Consider the following 19,370-nt stretch of genomic DNA (forward strand, 5'->3'; position numbering starts at 1 on the left):
ACCAACCAACCAACCAACCAACCAACCAACCAACCAACCAACCAACCAACCAACCAACCAACCAACCAACCAACCAACCAGATGGTAAAACCGTTGCGGTAGTGACGTCAACAATTGGTCGTCCAGAATTAACTTTGGCTATTAAAAGCGTACAAAATCAAACTTATCCATGTAAGCATTATGTATTTGTCGATGGCAATATTTTCTGGGATAAGGCCAAACCTATATTGGAACAATTCCCTGATGTCATTCCTATTTACTTACCAATGAATACAGGAAAAAACGGAATTCTTAACGGAGCTATTAACGCAGCAGCGGCTTTTCTTGTAGAAGAAGATATTATTTGTTATTTAGATGATGACAATCAGTTACGAGAAGATCATATAGAAAGTTTAATGAATGTGATTGAACAAGGGGCTGATTTTGCTTATTCACTTCGCGCTTTTTACGATTCTAATCATCAATTTATATGTCGTGATGATTACGAATCTCTCGGTAACTGGAAACCTAAAGAGAATGTGCTGGTTCGCTTTATTATGGAAGATGGTCAACAGATAGGTTGCTTTATTAATAATAAAACTAAGAAGCACATTGATACGAATTGTTATGCGATTCCTCGTGAAATTGCTCAGAAAACAGCACATGCTTGGTACACACCTTTTCTTGGAGATCAAAAATTTTTCTCAGCCTTAAATCAATCAGAATTAAAGGGGCAAACTTCTGGAAAATATACTGTAAAATATACAGTTGATTTTGATAAAATGATTGGAGTTCATCACTGGTTCCCTCAACTAACTTTATCTGATGAAATGATCAACCTCATTTCATCAGATATATTGAAAGAGCTAAATCAAACAAAATATTGAATATTACGAAGGTCGCCCTTGGGCAAAAGAGTAAAAGTAAACAATTTTTCATCAAAAAACATAAAAAAATGTTAATTCAGGCTTGACTTATCTCTATCGTACTAGTTTAATAGTACAAAAGTTTCCAAAAGGATATCAATATGCAAACTCAAGCCTTTATTGCGGTGACAGCTCAACCCGCTCCTTATTATGCTGACACCACTGCTGTTTTTAATACACTTTGCCAACCTAATTCAAATTCTCTCCTACTCGACTCTGCTGAAATCGGGAGTAAAAACAGCTTACAAAGCCTTATCTTAGTCAATGCGGCGGTTAAAATAACTTGCTTAGGTCATAATGTGACATTTAAAGCATTAAACGAGAATGGAAAACAAGTTTTAAAAGAAATTCATCCAAAATTGACCGCACTTGGAAAAGTAAGTGCGGTTAATTTTGATGATGAATTTTCTGTACAATTTTCGCCACTTGATAATCAACTCGATGAAGATAGTAAATTACAATCTTCCACTATTTTTGACGGACTGCGTGTTATTTCTACTCTTTATCAACATAGCCAAACGCCTATTTTCTTAGGTGGATTGTTTGCTTACGATCTCGTCGCAAATTTCATTCCAATGGATGGTATTACATTGCAAAATGATGGTATCAACTGCCCTGATTACAGTTTCTATCTTGCCGAACACCTCATTACTATCGATCATCAAAATCAACAAGCGACACTCAAAAGTTTCTGTTTTGCTCAAGAAGAACAAGTCAATATTGCGAAGACCTCGCTTTCTATTGCGCAAAAACTAAAAAATATTGATAACGTTCTTTCTATTAAAGCGGCAAGTGATGAAGTTAAAACAAACTTTGACGATCCTGAATTTACTGGCATTGTGAAAGCCTTAAAACACCATATTAACATTGGTGATGTATTCCAAATTGTGCCTTCTCGCCGTTTCTCCTTGGCTTGCCCAAATACATTAGCCAGTTACGCCCAACTCAAACAAAATAATCCAAGCCCTTATATGTTCTATATGAACGATGAAGACTTTATTTTATTTGGTGCATCGCCAGAAAGTGCGCTGAAATATGAGCCAGAAAATCGTCAGTTAGAAATTTACCCAATCGCAGGTTCACGCCCTCGTGGTTTTGATGCTCATGGCAATATCGATCCTGAATTAGATGCACGTTTAGAACTAGAACTTCGTCTTGATCACAAAGAACAAGCAGAACATTTAATGTTGGTTGATTTAGCGCGTAACGATATTGCTCGAGTTTGCCAAAGCGGTACGCGTAAAGTCGCTGAATTAATGCAAGTGGATCGTTATTCTCACATCATGCATTTAGTATCTCGCGTAGTGGGTAAATTACGCCCTGAGTTAGATGCACTTCACGCCTATCAAGCCTGTATGAATATGGGTACATTAACTGGTGCGCCAAAAATCAAAGCAATGCAGCTTATTTATCAATTTGAGCAACAAAAACGCCATAGTTACGGTGGTGCGGTGGGTTATCTCACCTCTGACGGCCGTTTTGATACCTGTATCGTGATCCGTTCTGCTTTTGTACAAAATGGGATTGCCCATGTACAAGCTGGTTGCGGCGAAGTATTGGATTCTGATCCACAAATGGAAGCCGATGAAACACGCCATAAAGCTGCGGCTGTCTTAAAAGCAATTCGTCAAGTTAATACACAAGCAAAATAAGGAAGAATTATTATGGCTAATATTTTATTTTTAGATAACTTCGATTCCTTCACTTACAACCTTGTGGATCAATTCCGTGTGTTGGGTCACAACGTCACAATTTACCGCAATGATTGTGATTTAGAAAAACTAATAGAAACGGCACGTAATACACCAGATACCATTCTTGCACTTTCTCCAGGGCCAGGAACACCATCAGAAGCGGGGATTTTACTGCCATTGATCGAGCGCTTAAAAAATCATGTGCCGATTATTGGAATTTGTTTAGGCCATCAAGCATTGATTCAAGCCTTTGGCGGGAAGGTTGTTCACGCTGGAGAAGTATTGCATGGTAAAGTTTCTCGTATCACCCATGATAACGAAGCCATGTTTAAAGATCTTGCTAATCCAATGCCTGTGGCGCGTTATCATTCTTTAATGGGACAAGATTTACCAAAAGAATTTATCGTCAATGCGGAATATAATGGCATTATCATGGCAATTCGTCATCGCGATTTACCCATTTGCGCATTCCAATTTCACCCTGAAAGCATTTTAACTGTGCAAGGTTCACAATTATTACAACAATCAATTGAATGGTTGTTAAATAGATAAGACATTAAAAAGTGCGGTGATTTTTAACCGCACTTTAAAGGAGAAAAAATGATCACCGTATTCGGACTTAAATCCAAACTCGCACCACGCCGTGAACAACTGGCAGAAGTAATTTATAACAGCCTCTACCTTGGCTTAGATATTCCAAAAGGCAAACACGCGATTCGCTTTTTGTGTTTAGAAAAAGAAGATTTTTACTACCCTTTCGACCGTAGCGATGATTACACGGTCATCGAAATTAACCTGATGTCTGGTCGTATGGAAGGCACGAAAAAACGCTTGATAAAAATGCTGTTTAGCGAGCTAGAGTACAAGCTCGGCATCCGTGCTCACGATGTGGAGATTACGATTAAAGAACAACCTGCGCATTGCTGGGGTTTCCGAGGAATGACAGGCGATGAAGCGCGCGATTTAGATTACGATATTTATGTTTAATAAAATATAGAAAATTAACAAATCCATATATAAAGAAAAACAGGAATAGACTATGCAACACAACCAATTATTAGAACAACTTTATAGCGGACATTCACTTTCAACCTCAGAAAGCACCGCACTTTTTAATGCAGTCATCCAAGGTGAACTTTCCAATGAACAAATTGCTGCAATGCTTATCGCTTTAAAAGTGCGGGGAGCAAATACTGAGGAAATTACGGGTGCGGTTGCCGCATCATTACAAAATGCTAAAGCATTCCCACATCCAAATTACTCTTTTGCGGATATTGTGGGAACAGGTGGTGATGGACAAAATACCATTAATATTTCCACCGCCAGTGCGATTGTGGCAGCATCAATGGGAGCCAAAGTAGCAAAACATGGCAATCGTAGCGTGTCGAGTAAATCAGGTGCTAGCGATGTGTTAACGGCACTTGGCGTTAATGTGAATGTCACACCAGAGCAAGCTCGACAAGCATTAGATGAAATTGGTGTCTGCTTTTTATTTGCTCAACAATATCATTCTGGTTTCCGCCATGTTGCGCCAGTCCGTGCAGCTTTAAAAACGCGCACTATCTTTAATATTTTAGGTCCGCTTATCAATCCTGCTCGCCCGACTTATCATTTACTTGGTGTATATGCGTCTGAATTAGTGAAAACCTATGCTGAAACTTCGGTTGCCTTAGGGCATCAACATTCCTTTGTTGTACATGGTTCTGGCTTAGATGAAGTCGCATTACACGGCGAAACACAAGTGGCAGAAATTAAAAATGGCAAAATTGAATATTTCACTTTAACACCTGAAGATTTTGGCTTAAAAACGCAATCTCTCGAAAGCCTTCGTGGGGGGGAACCGCAAGAAAATGCCCAAATGCTCACCGCACTTTTACAAGGTAAAGGAAAGGCTGAACACGCAAATGCTGTGGCGGCAAACACGGCATTATTATTGAAATTATTCGGGCACGATGACTTAAAACAAAATGTGCAAAATGTGTTGGCGCATCTTGCATCATGTAAAGCCTTTGAAACATTACAGAAATTAACCACATATTAATAAAAAGCTAATTTGATACGCCACAATAAGAAGAAAAATGATGATCACTCAAGATTTTACCAAACCCATTGATTCCGCTACGGTGTTACAAAAAATTGTGCTTGATAAAGCACAATGGGTTAAAGCAAAGGAAACTGAATTTCCGCTTTCACAATTTAAAGAAAACATTCAAATATCTGACCGCTCTTTTTACGCAGCGTTAGCAAAAGGCACGCATCAAAAGCCCGCCTATATTTTGGAATGTAAAAAAGCCTCCCCTTCCAAGGGATTAATTCGTGCTGAATTTAATTTGGAAGAAATCGCCAATGTCTATAAACACTATGCCTCTGCTGTATCTGTGCTGACAGATGAAAAATATTTCCAAGGTAATTTTGAGTTCTTGCCTTTAGTTCGCGGTATCGTGAGCCAACCTGTGCTTTGCAAAGATTTTATGATTAGCGAATATCAAGTTTACCTTGCACGCTACTATCAAGCGGATGCGATTTTATTAATGCTTTCCGTCGTCAACGATGAGACTTACCGTGTACTGGCAGATCTTGCGCATTCTCTTGGCATGGGCATATTGACTGAAACCAGCAATGAAGAAGAATTTGAACGCGCCCTTGCGCTTGGTGCAAAAATTATTGGTGTTAATAATCGTAACTTGCACGATTTAACTGTGGATTTAAATCGTGTTGTTGAACTCACTGAAAAATACGCCGATCGAATCCCTGCTGATGTACGTATTATTAGCGAATCAGGCATTTACAATCATAAGCAAATTCGTCAATTACAAAAAGTGGCGAATGGTTTCTTAATTGGGAGCAGCTTAATGGGCTACCAAGATTTGAATAATGCGGTTCGCTCGGTGATTTTTGGAGAAAATAAAGTATGCGGTTTAACACGCGCGCAAGATGTCAAAATCGTTTACGAAAACGGCTCACTTTACGGCGGATTAATCTTCGCAGAACATTCAAAACGTTGTGTGAGTTTACGCCAAGCGCAAGAATTAGTAATCGCTGCTCCACTTCGATTTGTTGGTGTATTTCAGAATCAAGAAATTGACTTTATCGTAAAAATAGCCAACCAGTTACAGCTTTATGCAGTGCAATTACACGGTGCAGAAACTGAAACATTTATCACCGTACTTCGCCAACAGCTACCAGAAAACACGCAAATCTGGAAAGCGATTTCTGTCAATACTGAAACCCAAAGTGCGGTCGATTTTACCGATGATTTGAATGTGGATCGTTATATTTTTGATAGCCAAACAGCGAACCAACAAGGCGGCACAGGTAAAACCTTTGATTGGTCATTAATTCCTGAAAATCTTAAATATAAGATTATTTTAGCTGGAGGGATCTCGCCAAATAATGTAGAACAAGCCATTCAACAAAATTGCTTAGGCTTGGATCTTAATTCTGGACTAGAAATTTCTGCGGGCGTAAAAGATCAAGAAAAAGTGCGGTTAGTTTTTGAAAAAATTTTTAACTCGTTCTAGAATTTTTTGTTTAAGCACCACTGAATTTCAGTGGTGCTTTATTTTTAATATTATTTTTGTTCAAGTAAGGCGATTATTTTTTTCAGTGATGCAATTTCATCAGATTGTTTTTGGAGAAGCTCATCTTTATGCATAATAATCAAATTCAGTTTTTCAATCACAAAATCGTTACCACTACTTTTACCATAATAATTAGAACTTAAGTTGCTATGTTCACTAATCAAAAATATATTTTGCTGATCTGAAGAAAGCAGTTCTACAATGTCCAAATTAAAAATCTGTGCAATCTGCTCTAACTTATCTAGACGTAATTTTGTTTCTCCACGTTCAATCTTGGCATAGCCATTAACAGACATATTCATCTTCGTTGCCATATCTTCTTGTGATAACGCATTTTGTTCACGTATTGTACGAATTTTTTGATTAAGATTCATTTTAGATTTTACCCAATTTGATGTTTTTCACCACAAAAAGGTGATTAAACACTCCCTTTTGTTGGTGTAGATTAATTAGTAGTTAGTGTACCATTTCTTCACCTAATAACCAATACGATTGAATAAAAGGCTTAATAAACAACATATTAAGGAATGAAAAATGAAAAAGTTAGTACCTAGTATTATTTTAACTACAGTCGCATCCACAGTATTATCTGGCTGTACTCAATTTGTGCCTTATGAAGGGAAATCTTTAAATCCTGAAGCAAGAGGAATTACAACAGTGCGTTCAACTCCCTACGGTTGTAAAGTGTTAGGTGAGGTGGAAGGCAAGGAAACAACTAATCCATCTACCTTATATACTAACGGCTCAGTTACTCGGGAAACCTTGAGAGATAGTGCACTCAATGATCTTAGAAATAATGCTGCAGAAGCAATTGGTAAAGGAAAAAGAATTACATTACGAATTGTTGAAGAAAAACCAATTTGTAGTGCTCGTTGCCCATTAGATGAAGAAGGCTATGCAATAGAAAGCTATATTACTGGCTATAGAATCAGCGCACAAATTTTTGAATGTGGCGATAAAGATATCCAAGAAAATACATCCGCTCGTCCCCAAAAGAAAAAATAACGATAATAGGCTGCACCAATATTGCAGCCTTTTTTCTTCCCTAAAAATAAACAAACAAGAATCCTTCTCATCTAAAATAACATTCCGTTCACAATTTGGACATATTTTTTCTATAAATTCTTCATTTCATGATTATGATCAAATTTTTTTTGAAGAAAACATTTATCATTGGCCAATTCCCACAATAAATGTGTGTCTTTGGAGTGATACTATGAATAATCCGGATGGCGTTTTTTCTGCATTGGCAGATGTTTCTCGCCGAGATTTTATGAAATTATGTACCGCACTTGCGGCTACGATGGGGCTAAATTCTAAAGCGGGCGCAGAAATGACGGCAGCAATGACCAGTCCAGCACGCCCACCAGTGCTTTGGATTGGTGCGCAAGAATGTACTGGCTGTACCGAATCTTTACTGCGTGCAACCCACCCAACTGTTGAAAATCTCGTACTCGATTTAATTTCTCTTGAATATCATGAGGTACTTTCTGCCGCATTTGGTGAACAAGCGGAAGAAAATAAACATAATGCTATCCATAACTATTACGGCAAATATGTGCTTGTAGTGGATGGTTCTATTCCAATTAAAGACGGCGGTGTGTACTGCATGGTGGCAGGCAAACCAATTGTAGAACATATTCGTGAAGCCGCAAAAGGTGCCGCAGCCATTATTGCAATTGGATCTTGCTCATCTTGGGGCGGTGTTCCATCTTGCGGTGGCAACCCAACAGGTGCAGTCAGTCTTTCTGAAGTTTTACCAAAAGGCACACCAATTATTAACATTCCAGGCTGTCCTCCTAACCCACATAATTTCTTGGCAACCGTTGCCTATATCATCACTTATAAAAAATTACCAGCAATGGATAAATTAAATCGTCCATTGTTTGCTTATGACCGTCTAATCCATGAAAACTGTTATCGCCGACCGCACTTTGATGCAGGCCGTTTTGCAAAAGAATTTGGCGATTATGGTCATCGCCATGGCTGGTGTTTATATCATTTAGGTTGTAAAGGACCCGAAACTTACGGCAACTGCTCTACACTAGAATTCTGTGATGTTGGTGGCAATAACTGGCCTGTGGGTATCGGACATCCTTGCTATGGCTGTAACGATCAAGGTATCGGCTTTACCAAAGGCATTTTCCAATTAGCGAATGTCGAAAATCCAACGCCACGCGTGGAAAAACCAGATGTAAACAATGTTGAAGGCGAAGGTGCCTCAATGACGGCGATTGGCTTATTAGGCGGTGCTGCAGCCATTTTAGCAGGTGTCAGCGTGATGACCTTGAAAGAATTGAGCAAACAACATAAAGCGAACAAAGCAGCAGACAAACAAGCCAATCAAGATCAAGGACATTAAAGATGGATAGACGAAATTTCCTAAAAGCAGGTCTGCTGGGAACAGTCACATCAGGTCTGCCCGTTGCAAAAGCCGAAGCGGTGGAAAACCTTCCGCCCATTCCTGGCGCACTTGGGATGCTTTATGACTCCACACTTTGCGTTGGCTGTCAGGCTTGTGTTGCAGAATGTCAACAAGTGAATAAAACACCTGTCAACCCAAAAGGTGAGCAAACTTGGGCAAACAACGACAAACTCACGCCGTTCACACGCAATGTGATTCAAGTATGGAGCGATGGAGACGGCAAAAATAAAGATAAAACAGAAAACGGTTATGCTTATGTTAAAAAACAATGCATGCACTGCGTTGATCCAAACTGCGTTTCTGTTTGTCCAGTACAGGCTTTAACCAAAGATCCTAAAACAGGTATTGTTAAATACGATCCTGATATTTGTACTGGTTGCCGTTATTGCATGGTGGGCTGTCCATTTGACGTGCCAAAATATGACTACGACAATCCATTTGGTCAAATCAGCAAATGTGAACTTTGCAACCAAAAAGGAGTGGAACGCTTAGATAAAGGTGAATTACCAGGTTGTTGTCATGTTTGTCCAACTGGGGCAATTATTTTTGGTACCCGTGAAGAACTTTTAGCGGAAGCAAAACGTCGTTTAAGTTTATTACGTGGCACTGAATATGACTATCCTCGCCAACATGTAAACAGTAAAGACACTTATCGCGCAACCGTGCCAGCCTATCAATATCGTATTTACGGTGAAAAAGAAGGTGGCGGTACACAAGTATTAGTGTTAAGTGCGGTTCCACAAGAAAATTTAGGTTTCCCTGAGTTAGATGATATTGCTACAGGTGCACGCGCAGCGCATTTACAGCACTTCTTGTATCGAGGTTTGGCATTGCCACTGGTGGCATTAGCTGGTTTAACAATGATGACTTATAAAAATATGCACGGCGATAAGATTCGTGAACGAATTGAAGCGCAAAAAGAAGCAATGCGCCAAGCGCGTAAAGAAATGGAAGAAGCGGAGGATGAACATCATGGGTAATCCACGTCCGGTGGGCGGCCGATTAGTTTCCGCCAGTATTCTCTTTTTTGCACCTTTGGCTGTAATTTGTATCTTATTAATTATCAAACGTTTGTTCTTAGGTATCGGTTCTGTCACCGCACTTAACGGCGGTTATCCTTGGGGCTTATGGATTTCCTTTGACTTACTTGTAGGTACAGGTTTTGCCTGTGGTGGTTGGGCATTAGCTTGGACAGTATATATTTTCAACAAAGGGAAATATCACCCTCTTGTGCGTCCCGCATTGCTTGCCAGCTTATTCGGCTATTCATTAGGTGGTCTTTCCATCACCATTGATATGGGACGTTACTGGCACTTGCCTTACTTCTACATTCCAGGCCAATTCAATACAAACTCGGTGTTATTTGAAACCGCATTTTGTATGACGATTTACATCATTGTTGTTACCCTTGAATTTGCGCCAGTTTGGCTCGGGTTCTTAGGGTTGAAAAAATGGTTCAATAAGCTCAACAAAATTATGTTCTTTGTCATCGCACTTGGCGCACTATTGCCGATGATGCACCAATCATCTATGGGATCATTAATGATCGCCGCAGGTCATAAAGTTCATCAAGTATGGCAAAGCTATGAAGCATTACCAATCTTATCCTTGCTTACCGCATTTATTATGGGCTTTTCTATCGTCATTTTTGAAGGTTCTTTAGTGCGTGCAGGTTTAGCAGGAAAAACACCAGATGAGCGTTCACTCTTTACCCAGCTTGCAAAAGTGACCGCTGGATTAATCGCACTTTTCCTTGCGGTACGTTTTGGTGAATTAATTTATCATGACAAACTCCATTATGTATTTGGATTCGATAAACTTGGTAAGTTTGAAGCTTGGATGTTTTGGATGGAAGTATGGCTAATGACATTACCATTACTCACTTTATTCCTTGGTGAGAAAAAATCTGATTCACGTTGGCTATTTATCTCAGCCTTGAGCATGTTACTCGGCGCAGCCCTATGGCGTTTAAATTATTCAATGATTATGTACGATCCAGGTAATGGCTATCGTTACTTCCCATCAGCAGAAGAATTGCTAATTTCTATTGGTTTCGTTTCCATCGAAATTTGCGCCTATATTTTAATAATTCGTCTATTCCCTGTCTTACCTGTGTTGAAAGAAAAACATCATGAAGACTCGGAACAAATTATTGCCGAAAAAGCACAATTCAGTAAAAAAATGAGCGGAGCAGAATAATGACTGAAAAAAAACGTATCTCAATCGATCCTATCACACGCATTGAAGGCCATTTGCGTATCGATTGCGAAATTGAAAATGGCGTAGTAACAAACGCTTGGTCATCAGGCACAATGTGGCGTGGAATGGAAAATATCGTGAAAGGTTCAGATCCGCGTGATGCTTGGATGATTATGCAACGTATTTGTGGCGTTTGTACAACCGTTCACGCCATTATAAGTGTGCGTGCAGTAGAAGATGCTCTCGGTGCCAAAGTGCCAGTAAATGCACAATATATCCGCAACATGATTCTTTCTGCTCATAGCATGCACGACCATATCGTTCATTTTTATCAACTTTCTGCGATGGACTGGGTGGATATCACTGCGGCACTGAATGCTGATCCCGATAAAGCTGCAGAAATGCTTAAAGGTGTTTCAACATGGGGACTAAACAGTGCAAATGAATTCCGCAATGTACAAAATAAAATCAAATCTTTAGTTGAAAGCGGTCAGCTTGGTATTTTTGCAAATGGCTATTTCGGTCACCCTGCAATGAAATTACCGCCAGAAGTAAACCTAATCGCGGTAGCTCACTATTTACAAGCACTTGAATGTCAGCGTGATTGTAACCGTATTGTGGCATTACTCGGCGGAAAAACACCACACATTCAAAACTTAGCAATTGGTGGCGTAGCAAACCCAATCAACTTAGACTCTCAATCAGTATTAAACTTAGAACGTTTAATGTTTGTAAAATCCTGTATTGATCGTTTAAATGACTTCGTGACCCAAGTTTATCGTGTTGATGCGGCTATCATTGCGACTTATTACCCTGAATGGCTTAATCTTGGTAAAACATCGGGTAACTACCTTTCTGTGCCTGAATATCCAATTGACGGTGATAATTCTAAATTTGCTCTAACGGGTGGATATATTGAAAACTTCGATATTTCGACCTTCCGCTCAATTACGCAACAAAAAGATGAATTTGTTGTAAAAGGAATTAAAGAAAGTGGTAAACACGCTTGGTATGAAGACGATGAACCGCTTGAACCTTGGGCTGGTTTAACACGTCCGAAATATACAGGCTGGCAAGATGAAGGCAAATATTCATGGGTTAAAGCACCAAGTTTCTACGGAAAAGTTGTTGAAGTTGGCCCTCTTGCCTATTTAATGTGTAACTTAGCAAACGAAAATAAAGATACATTACATCACTTTAACCATATTAAAGGGTTGTATGAAAAACTAAGCGGCAATACCTTATCTGTTGACCATTTACATTCAACCTTAGGGCGTATTATTGCTCGTACCGTACATTGTTGCGTGCTAAATAATATTCTTGAACAACAATGGAAACTACTTGTTGATAATATTGGCACAGGCGATACCGTTGCTTATCTCAAAACAGACATTCCACAAACTGGTGAGTTTAAAGGTGTTGGTTTTGGTGAAGTACCTCGTGGCATGCTCTCTCACTGGGTTGTCGTTAAAAATGGCAAAATTGAAAACTATCAAGCCGTCGTGCCATCAACTTGGAACGCAGGCCCTCGTAACCAAAATGATGAAATGGGGCCTTATGAGCTGTCCATCATCGGTACACCTGTAGCAGATCCGACAAAACCATTGGAAGTTGTGCGCACCATCCACTCTTTCGACCCTTGCATGTCATGCGCAGTGCATGTTGTGAACACAGAAAATGGTGAACTCACACAAGTGAAGGTGCTCTAATGAAGCCATTAATCTTAGGCGTTGGTAATATTTTACTCGGCGATGAAGGCGTGGGCGTACGAATTGCCCAAGCCCTAGAAAATCGCTCTGAAATTTTACCGCACTTTGATGTGGTTGATGGTGGCACTTGCGGCATGGAATTACTCGATGAAATGGCAAATCGTGAGCATATCATCATCATTGATGCTGTACTCGCCAATAAACAGCCAGGAGAAATCATTGTGCTTCATGATGAGCAAGTGCCAGTATTCTTCTCTCGTAAAATTTCACCACACCAACTTGGTATTTGTGATGTGCTTTCTGCGTTAAAATTAACGGATGAATTCCCTAAAAACCTATGTTTAATTGGAGTTCAACCAGAAACTTTTGATCCACAAATTGCATTAAGTGAAACAATTCAAAAACAATTTCCAGAAATTTTTAAAACATTAGAAAACGTTTTGAAAGAATATGGATTTCACGTTCAAATGTAGATGAGAAATAATACATTTCACGCACGCCATAATTTGCTCTTATGGTATGCGTGAATTGTTGAAATTCACCTCGCTGTAAATTTTAATAATTATGTATCGACACGAAAAAACACCAGAAAATACCACCGCACTTGAAGGTGTCATTCAAGGATTCGCCGAAGATCCATCTTCAATCTTTCAAAACGAAATGCGAAAAGTTGCAGAAGAAATGAAAGATCTTCCTTTCTATCGAAAAGGTATCGACTGCTATTGTCCTAAATTTGTACTTTTTGAAAACCAATGGATAGGTACAGTTGTGACACCTTGGATGTTGAGTATTATCATTTTGCCAGGCAAAGATCAAGAATGGGAACCGCGCGAAATTGGCGATAAACTTTCAGTACAACTGCCCTATAAAACCTTCACCTTCACAGTGAGTAGTTTAGAAAATATTCCACAATATCTTAGTTGCTCCCTTCATTCTCCAATTGATCCTGCAATGACAAATAGTCAAGCAGTTCAACTCGCACAAGATTGCCTCAGAATAATTTTATCAATGCCAACAAAAGCAACAACTTTTGATCCAGATCGACGTAACTTATTCCGCGCGATAGTAAAATAGGCACAAATTTCAATAGGAGTGAAAGTATTATGTGTTTAGGTGTTCCAGGCCAAATTGTTAAAATTGGCGAAAGCGCTCTTCAACTTGCCACTGTGGATGTATGTGGCGTACAACGTGATGTGAATATTTCTCTAGTCTGCACAGGAGATCCGGCCGATTTACTTGGCAAATGGGTGCTCGTTCATGTTGGCTTTGCAATGAGTGTTATTGATGAAGATGAAGCCAAGAAAACCCAAGAAGCCCTACTCGCTATGAGTCAACTAGAGCACGAAGTTGGGGATTTTTTAGGGTTAAATCAAAAATAGTAAAATAGTCGTTCTAATTGAACGACTATTTTATTTATATGCTATTCCAATCTAAATTCTGATAAAAAATATAATTATCTTTATAAAATTTGGGAAAGTCTTCATGATCTTCGTTTAACCAAGGTTTAAACTTTCCAGTATAATGAATAATATTTGGCACAAAAGTAAAATGAGGACTTAAATCTATATTAGCCTCTCTCAATCTATCTTCTAACAAACCCACTTGAAAATTAAATTTAAGAGGCAATAGTTTAATTAATTCCTTACTTAAGCTAAAGTTAATTGTATCTTGATCACCATATTCAAATTTCTTACCATATTTTAATGCGCCATCAATAAAATATTTATCAACATTTAATTCACGCCATTTATTTAAATTAATTAGCATCACACCAGAATTAATATACTGTTGTTTATCAAAATACTTATGGAACCAATGGAATTCCATACCGTAATCAGTAACAGCTCCCAATAAATAATTATCTATGTCAATATTCCAAAGTTCATCTATTGGCTTATTAATAATTACATCTACATCTAAATAAATAACTTTGTCTAGATTTTCTGGGAGTAAACGATGAACAAACAATCGAACTAAAGAAAATGCCCCAATATGATCTGGAGATCCTACTGTTGGAAATACAATTAACTTATTAACATCTTCAATATACAAGTCATGCAGAGAGTTGCCTCGATGAGCTAAATACTGTCCGACTCTCGTTAATTCAGCTCTTGAAATACCATCATGAATAATATAAATATTTACATTATGATGGTGATAGTGCACTGACTTCAGAGCCACCTCTAAATAACTAGAATAATTTTTATCTAGTACAAATACAATATTCATTATTTAAAAACCTTAATATAGAAAATAAAATCCTTTTCTCCTTTCCTGTATATATTAGATTGCTATCGAGTTATTCCATACCCAATTTTTGGTTTATCTGAAAATACTTAGCAAAACAAAGAAAAAAATAAAAACGTCAGATTAAACCGACGTTTTTATTATTAAAATTAAAGTGCTTCAATCGCCTTATACTGCTCTTGGATTTTTTCTAATCCAGATTGGTATTCTGCTTGTTTTTCACGTTCTTTCGCAATCACTGCTTCAGGTGCTTTAGCCACGAAAGCTTCGTTGCTAAGTTTATTCTCGATGCGTTTAACTTCATTTTGATATTTTTCAATCTCTTTGGTTAAACGAGCAAGCTCTGCTTCTTTATTGATAAAGCCAGCCATTGGTACGAGCAATTCAGCATTACCGACTAATTTCGCTACCGCAAGTGGTGCGGTTTCGTTTTCCGCTAACATTTGAACGTTGTCTAACTTCGCCATGGCTTTTAAAAGAGCGGTCTGTTTTTCAAGAATTTTTGCGTTTTCTGCACTTAAATTACGGAATAACAGATCTAAGCCTTTGCTTGGTGCGATGTTGCTTTCTGCACGAATATTACGCACCGCAACGATCACTTCTTTTAACCACTCAATTTCAGCTTCTGCTTCTGGATCAAAGCCGTTTTCTTCCACTTGTGGGAAAGGTTGTAACATAATGCTATCAGCAGTAATGCCGACAAAACCTTTCACTTTTTGCCAAATTTCTTCGGTAATAAATGGAATAAGCGGATGTGCTAAACGTAATAATTTCTCTAACACGTGAACCAATGTTTGGCTTGCTGCACGGATTTGTGCTGCGTTGCCGTTTGCAAATACTGGTTTAGTCAATTCTAAATACCAGTCGCAGAATTGGTTCCAGGTAAATTCATAAATTGCATTCGCACAAAGATCGAAACGATATTGGCTTAATGAATTACGGAAAGTTTCCACTGTCCGATTAAATTCTGATTGAATCCAACGGTCTGCCACGGAAAATTCAATTTCGCCTTGACTTAAATCTAATTTGTCATTGGTAAGCACGAAACGGCTTGCATTCCATAATTTATTACAGAAGTTACGGTAGCCTTCTAGGCGTTTCATATCCCAGTTGATATCACGACCGTTTGAAGCAAGCGCAGCTAATGTAAATCGCAATGCATCTGTACCGTGAGCAGCAATACCGTCTGCAAATTCTTTGCGGGTTGCTTTAGCAATTTTCTCTGCCAATTGCGGTTGCATCATGTTGCCAGTACGTTTTTCAAGTAAATCTTCAAGGCTAATACCGTCAATCATATCAATTGGGTCAAGCACGTTACCTTTCGATTTCGACATTTTTTGGCCTTGCTCATCACGGATTAAGCCAGTTACATATACCGTTTTAAATGGTACTTGCGGTTTGCCGTTTTCATCTTTTACGAAGTGCATCGTAAACATAATCATACGCGCAACCCAGAAGAAGATGATGTCAAAGCCTGTGATTAACACATCCGTTGGGTGGAACATTTTGAGCTCTTTAGTTTGCTCTGGCCAACCTAAAGTTGAGAACGTCCATAAGCCTGATGAGAACCACGTGTCTAACACATCTTCATCTTGTTTAAGTTCAACCGCAGAATCTAAGTTGTATTTTGACCGCACTTCTTCTTCGTTACGCGCAACATACACGTTACCCTCTGCGTCATACCACGCAGGAATACGGTGTCCCCACCAAAGTTGGCGAGAAATACACCAATCTTGAATATCACGCATCCAAGAGAAGTAAAGGTTTTCGTATTGCTTCGGCACGAATTGGATTTCGCCGTCTTCCACCGCTTTAATTGCTACATCGGCAAGCGGTTTCACGCTCACATACCATTGGTCGGTTAGCATTGGCTCGATTGGCACACCACCACGGTCGCCATAAGGCACTTTGAGATCGTGTGGTTTGATTTCGTCTAATAAACCCAGCGCTTCAAAATCTGCCACGATTTTTTTACGTGCAGCAAAACGCTCTAAGCCTCGGTAATCCGCAGGAATAGTCGCCTCATAACCCGCAAGTGGTTTGCCGTCAGTACCGATAATTTCCGCTTCATCACGAATATCTGCATTTAAAGTAAATACATTAACCATTGGCAAGCTGTGACGTTTACCCACTTCGTAGTCGTTGAAGTCGTGCGCAGGGGTAATTTTAACCACACCAGTACCGAATTCACGATCAACATATTCATCGGCAATAATCGGAATTTCACGGTTAGCAAGCGGTAGAATTACTGTCTTACCTTGCAAATCTTTGTAGCGTTCATCTTCAGGATGAACCGCAACCGCCGTATCGCCCAACATGGTTTCAGGACGAGTAGTTGCCACCACTAAATAATCTTTACCATCTGCCGTTTTTGCATCGTTTGCTAACGGATAACGGAAATGCCAAAGGGAACCTTTGCTCTCTTTATTTTCTACTTCTAAATCAGAAATTGCGGTGTGAAGTTTTGGATCCCAGTTTACTAAGCGTTTGCCACGGTAAATCAAACCCTCTTCGTGCAAGCGAACAAACACTTCTTTTACTGCATTAGATAAACCATCGTCCATGGTGAAACGCTCACGTTCCCAGTCTATTGAGTTACCTAAACGACGCATTTGTTGGCTGATTGTGCCGCCTGAATAGGCTTTCCAATCCCAAATTTTGTTGATGAACGCTTCACGGCCATAATCGTGACGGGTTTTGCCTTCTTCTGCGGCAATTTTACGCTCCACCACCATTTGGGTGGCGATGCCCGCGTGGTCTGTTCCCGCTTGCCATAAGGTGTTATGCCCTTCCATACGGTTAAAACGGATCAAAGTATCCATTAAGGTTTGCTGGAAAGCGTGCCCCATGTGTAGGGAACCTGTTACGTTCGGCGGCGGAATCGCGATGCAATAGCTCGGAGCGTTTTCATTTTCAGACGGTTTAAAATAACCGCTCTCTTCCCAATGTTGATAAAGGGCTTGTTCTACCGCAGACGGATTAAAACGGTCTGCCATTTCGAATTTTTGTGTCATTTATTTTTCTCTTGGTTAGGTGCGAATTGTTGCACCGTTAATTAAATTATCACTGTTGAAATTTTGAATTTTTCTGAAAAATCTTCTCTATTTTTCCATATAGAAAAGAATGGAATAATAACTTGTTCTACATCCATACCTAACATTTGTTCTCTTATAAAACTTTCGTTTAAATCAGAAATTGCAGGAATAATACTAAATTCTGGAAGATGATTACAAAACAAAAATGAATAAATTTTATTTACTTTATTTGATTTTACATTTCTACATATATTGGCAATATTTATTTTAGACTGAACTAATAATTTTTCTAGAGAATCAACCCAATTTGACTGTACTAAGGCATTAACATTAGAATCTTTAAAATCAGATATAAAGTCTAAACAATCAATAACATCCCAATGAACGATGTTTGAGTTTGTTATGCAAGTAACTAGCATTTCTAAAGCAAAAATCGCTCGCTCTTGAGTAATAAAATCTTTTTCTTGTATGAGCAAATTAAATTGCTTATTTTCATCAATCACTTCATCAGTGATAATAATTGTATTTATCTCATCTAGTTCATTTTCTAACTTTTTATATAAACCATCCTTATAGGGAAGAAAAACTAAATAAAAATCGCCTTGATAAGACTCTAAATTCAATCTTTGATAAAACGATTCTGAGTTATATTTCCCTTGACATACGATATAGAGTTTTCCCATAGGAATTAATTTGAAAGAGAGAATAAAAAACTGCTCTTCGTTCGGATAAATCCCTCGAATCACCTCTTTTAATTCTTCCAACCCCATATTTTCCTGAGCGGCATGTTGTTCCGTCAGTTCGTCAAGAGTAATCAGCGACACGCTTAACACTTTAATGGTGCAAAAATATTGATTATCCTCAAAGCGCCCAACACGCAAAATATCGCCGGCTTTAAAATGGCTTTCGGATTTATCTCGAATGGTGATGGTTTTACGCCCAGCGAGAATGTCGGTTTCAAAGCGTTGGTAGAAGGTGATGTCGTTTGGTTGCATTTTGATCCTTAAAGTGCGGTTGGGTTTTAAAAAGTTTTTACAAAAACTATTTCAATTCTTTCTTTAAACGATCAATTTCATTTAATAAGCGATATTCTTCTTGATGGCAAAAACTCTCAGAACCTAGTTTCTCTCCCTCGCTAGTACAACGAACTTGCTGATATTGTTGTTCTAGTATTTGTAATATTTTTCGTTTTTCTGTATTTGGATCATTCTTCTGTTTTATTTTAACTGGAGCTGACGATACTTTAGATGAAACTTGAGCTTCTTGCGTTTTTTGTTGAGCAGTCATCTCTACTGTTTTTTCAGATTCAACCGTTTTTTCTTGTTCAACAGCTTCAGATTTCTGATCTACAACAGAAGTTTTCTCTTTATTTTCTTCTAAAAGAGCAGCTTCCTTTTTAATATCCTGTTTTGTGGCCTGTTGAGTTTCTTCAACTTTAGGTGTTGCTTCAACTTTAGGTGTGGCTTCAACTTTAGGTGTGGCTTCAACTTTATTTTCTTGTTTCTCACAAGCTGAAATCATCAATACAGCTGTTCCCAATAATAAACTTAAGCAAAATTTGGTTTTCTTCATCAT

The 19,370-nt window shown here is 38.7% G+C and carries 17 protein-coding genes and 2 pseudogenes; 14 read left to right on the forward strand and 5 right to left on the reverse strand.

Features of this window, described 5'->3' with window-relative positions:
* Window positions 1-134 precede the first annotated feature (134 nt).
* The 6 genes and pseudogenes from AAX15_RS05490 to trpCF all read left to right on the forward strand — a co-directional run bounded on the left by AAX15_RS05490 (window position 135) and on the right by trpCF (window position 6,120).
* Window positions 135-900 (forward strand): annotated as a pseudogene (locus AAX15_RS05490) (glycosyltransferase family 2 protein).
* Window positions 901-1,006: 106 nt separating this feature from the next.
* Window positions 1,007-2,557 carry an anthranilate synthase component I gene (trpE, locus tag AAX15_RS05495; RefSeq protein ID WP_046939468.1) on the forward strand — a complete coding sequence of 517 codons (1,551 nt, stop codon included), beginning with the start codon at window positions 1,007-1,009 and terminating at the stop codon, window positions 2,555-2,557.
* A gap of 12 nt (window positions 2,558-2,569) precedes the next feature.
* Complete coding sequence (locus tag AAX15_RS05500) at window positions 2,570-3,151, forward strand: aminodeoxychorismate/anthranilate synthase component II (protein WP_046939469.1); 582 nt, start codon at window positions 2,570-2,572, stop codon at window positions 3,149-3,151.
* Between the two features lie 48 nt (window positions 3,152-3,199).
* Window positions 3,200-3,586 (forward strand): tautomerase family protein, encoded by a 387-nt coding sequence (locus tag AAX15_RS05505; protein WP_046939470.1) that lies wholly within the window; start codon window positions 3,200-3,202, stop codon window positions 3,584-3,586.
* Window positions 3,587-3,638: 52 nt separating this feature from the next.
* Window positions 3,639-4,640, forward strand: a complete 1,002-nt coding sequence (trpD, locus tag AAX15_RS05510; RefSeq protein WP_046939471.1) for an anthranilate phosphoribosyltransferase — start codon at window positions 3,639-3,641, stop codon at window positions 4,638-4,640.
* A gap of 40 nt (window positions 4,641-4,680) precedes the next feature.
* Window positions 4,681-6,120, forward strand: coding sequence for a bifunctional indole-3-glycerol-phosphate synthase TrpC/phosphoribosylanthranilate isomerase TrpF (gene trpCF / locus AAX15_RS05515; RefSeq protein ID WP_046939502.1), 1,440 nt, complete (start codon window positions 4,681-4,683; stop codon window positions 6,118-6,120).
* Window positions 6,121-6,170: 50 nt separating this feature from the next.
* Here the strand turns inward: trpCF and AAX15_RS05520 are convergent, their stop codons facing one another.
* Window positions 6,171-6,554, reverse strand: coding sequence for a helix-turn-helix domain-containing protein (locus tag AAX15_RS05520; protein WP_046939472.1), 384 nt, complete (start codon window positions 6,552-6,554; stop codon window positions 6,171-6,173).
* Window positions 6,555-6,714: 160 nt separating this feature from the next.
* Here AAX15_RS05520 and AAX15_RS05525 point away from each other — a divergent pair, with 160 nt between their 5' ends.
* The 8 genes from AAX15_RS05525 (at window position 6,715) to hybG (ending at window position 13,892) form a co-directional block, all read left to right on the forward strand.
* Window positions 6,715-7,185: a DUF4156 domain-containing protein gene (locus AAX15_RS05525; RefSeq protein WP_046939473.1), complete on the forward strand. Its 471-nt coding sequence runs from the start codon at window positions 6,715-6,717 to the stop codon at window positions 7,183-7,185.
* A gap of 211 nt (window positions 7,186-7,396) precedes the next feature.
* Window positions 7,397-8,542 (forward strand): hydrogenase 2 small subunit, encoded by a 1,146-nt coding sequence (gene hybO / locus AAX15_RS05530; RefSeq protein ID WP_009500323.1) that lies wholly within the window; start codon window positions 7,397-7,399, stop codon window positions 8,540-8,542.
* 2 nt (window positions 8,543-8,544) lie between these two features.
* Window positions 8,545-9,585 (forward strand): hydrogenase 2 operon protein HybA, encoded by a 1,041-nt coding sequence (gene hybA, locus AAX15_RS05535; RefSeq protein WP_005636015.1) that lies wholly within the window; start codon window positions 8,545-8,547, stop codon window positions 9,583-9,585.
* On the forward strand, window positions 9,578-10,804 hold the full coding sequence (gene hybB, locus AAX15_RS05540; RefSeq protein WP_005629305.1) for a Ni/Fe-hydrogenase cytochrome b subunit: 1,227 nt from the start codon (window positions 9,578-9,580) through the stop codon (window positions 10,802-10,804). Before hybA ends, hybB begins: the two co-directional genes overlap by 8 nt.
* A complete protein-coding gene (gene hybC, locus AAX15_RS05545) occupies window positions 10,804-12,513 on the forward strand; it encodes a hydrogenase 2 large subunit (RefSeq protein WP_046939474.1) in 1,710 nt (569 codons plus the stop codon). The genes hybB and hybC overlap by 1 nt, the downstream gene beginning before the upstream one ends.
* Entirely contained in the window at window positions 12,513-12,986 is a 474-nt protein-coding gene (locus tag AAX15_RS05550) for a HyaD/HybD family hydrogenase maturation endopeptidase (RefSeq protein WP_046939475.1), read from the forward strand. The genes hybC and AAX15_RS05550 overlap by 1 nt, the downstream gene beginning before the upstream one ends.
* A gap of 91 nt (window positions 12,987-13,077) precedes the next feature.
* Window positions 13,078-13,587, forward strand: a complete 510-nt coding sequence (gene hybE, locus AAX15_RS05555) for a hydrogenase-2 assembly chaperone (RefSeq protein WP_046939476.1) — start codon at window positions 13,078-13,080, stop codon at window positions 13,585-13,587.
* Window positions 13,588-13,616: 29 nt separating this feature from the next.
* A complete protein-coding gene (gene hybG / locus AAX15_RS05560; RefSeq protein WP_005626486.1) occupies window positions 13,617-13,892 on the forward strand; it encodes a hydrogenase maturation factor HybG in 276 nt (91 codons plus the stop codon).
* Between the two features lie 34 nt (window positions 13,893-13,926).
* Here the strand turns inward: hybG and AAX15_RS05565 are convergent, their stop codons facing one another.
* The 4 genes and pseudogenes from AAX15_RS05565 to AAX15_RS05580 form a co-directional block, all read right to left on the reverse strand.
* Window positions 13,927-14,742 (reverse strand): glycosyltransferase family 8 protein, encoded by an 816-nt coding sequence (locus AAX15_RS05565; protein WP_046939477.1) that lies wholly within the window; start codon window positions 14,740-14,742, stop codon window positions 13,927-13,929.
* Between the two features lie 167 nt (window positions 14,743-14,909).
* Entirely contained in the window at window positions 14,910-17,774 is a 2,865-nt protein-coding gene (valS, locus tag AAX15_RS05570) for a valine--tRNA ligase (protein ID WP_046939478.1), read from the reverse strand.
* A gap of 707 nt (window positions 17,775-18,481) precedes the next feature.
* A pseudogene (gene yqfB, locus AAX15_RS05575) lies at window positions 18,482-18,790 on the reverse strand (N(4)-acetylcytidine aminohydrolase); the annotation flags it as partial.
* Between the two features lie 46 nt (window positions 18,791-18,836).
* Complete coding sequence (locus AAX15_RS05580) at window positions 18,837-19,367, reverse strand: hypothetical protein (protein WP_046939479.1); 531 nt, start codon at window positions 19,365-19,367, stop codon at window positions 18,837-18,839.
* Between the last annotated feature and the right edge of the window lie 3 nt (window positions 19,368-19,370).

The sequence above is a fragment of the Haemophilus haemolyticus genome, from assembly GCF_001008275.1.
Taxonomy (GTDB): domain Bacteria; phylum Pseudomonadota; class Gammaproteobacteria; order Enterobacterales; family Pasteurellaceae; genus Haemophilus; species Haemophilus haemolyticus_P.

What these genes read in the sequence shown, in the direction of transcription:
- trpE (WP_046939468.1), top strand. Translation starts at nt 1,007, where the DNA reads ATGCAAACTCAAGCCTTTATTGCGGTGACAGCTCAACCCGCTCCTTAT.
- AAX15_RS05500 (WP_046939469.1), top strand. Translation starts at nt 2,570, where the DNA reads ATGGCTAATATTTTATTTTTAGATAACTTCGATTCCTTCACTTACAAC.
- AAX15_RS05505 (WP_046939470.1), top strand. Translation starts at nt 3,200, where the DNA reads ATGATCACCGTATTCGGACTTAAATCCAAACTCGCACCACGCCGTGAA.
- trpD (WP_046939471.1), top strand. Translation starts at nt 3,639, where the DNA reads ATGCAACACAACCAATTATTAGAACAACTTTATAGCGGACATTCACTT.
- trpCF (WP_046939502.1), top strand. Translation starts at nt 4,681, where the DNA reads ATGATCACTCAAGATTTTACCAAACCCATTGATTCCGCTACGGTGTTA.
- AAX15_RS05520 (WP_046939472.1), bottom strand. Translation starts at nt 6,554, where the DNA reads ATGAATCTTAATCAAAAAATTCGTACAATACGTGAACAAAATGCGTTA.
- AAX15_RS05525 (WP_046939473.1), top strand. Translation starts at nt 6,715, where the DNA reads ATGAAAAAGTTAGTACCTAGTATTATTTTAACTACAGTCGCATCCACA.
- hybO (WP_009500323.1), top strand. Translation starts at nt 7,397, where the DNA reads ATGAATAATCCGGATGGCGTTTTTTCTGCATTGGCAGATGTTTCTCGC.
- hybA (WP_005636015.1), top strand. Translation starts at nt 8,545, where the DNA reads ATGGATAGACGAAATTTCCTAAAAGCAGGTCTGCTGGGAACAGTCACA.
- hybB (WP_005629305.1), top strand. Translation starts at nt 9,578, where the DNA reads ATGGGTAATCCACGTCCGGTGGGCGGCCGATTAGTTTCCGCCAGTATT.
- hybC (WP_046939474.1), top strand. Translation starts at nt 10,804, where the DNA reads ATGACTGAAAAAAAACGTATCTCAATCGATCCTATCACACGCATTGAA.
- AAX15_RS05550 (WP_046939475.1), top strand. Translation starts at nt 12,513, where the DNA reads ATGAAGCCATTAATCTTAGGCGTTGGTAATATTTTACTCGGCGATGAA.
- hybE (WP_046939476.1), top strand. Translation starts at nt 13,078, where the DNA reads ATGTATCGACACGAAAAAACACCAGAAAATACCACCGCACTTGAAGGT.
- hybG (WP_005626486.1), top strand. Translation starts at nt 13,617, where the DNA reads ATGTGTTTAGGTGTTCCAGGCCAAATTGTTAAAATTGGCGAAAGCGCT.
- AAX15_RS05565 (WP_046939477.1), bottom strand. Translation starts at nt 14,742, where the DNA reads ATGAATATTGTATTTGTACTAGATAAAAATTATTCTAGTTATTTAGAG.
- valS (WP_046939478.1), bottom strand. Translation starts at nt 17,774, where the DNA reads ATGACACAAAAATTCGAAATGGCAGACCGTTTTAATCCGTCTGCGGTA.
- AAX15_RS05580 (WP_046939479.1), bottom strand. Translation starts at nt 19,367, where the DNA reads ATGAAGAAAACCAAATTTTGCTTAAGTTTATTATTGGGAACAGCTGTA.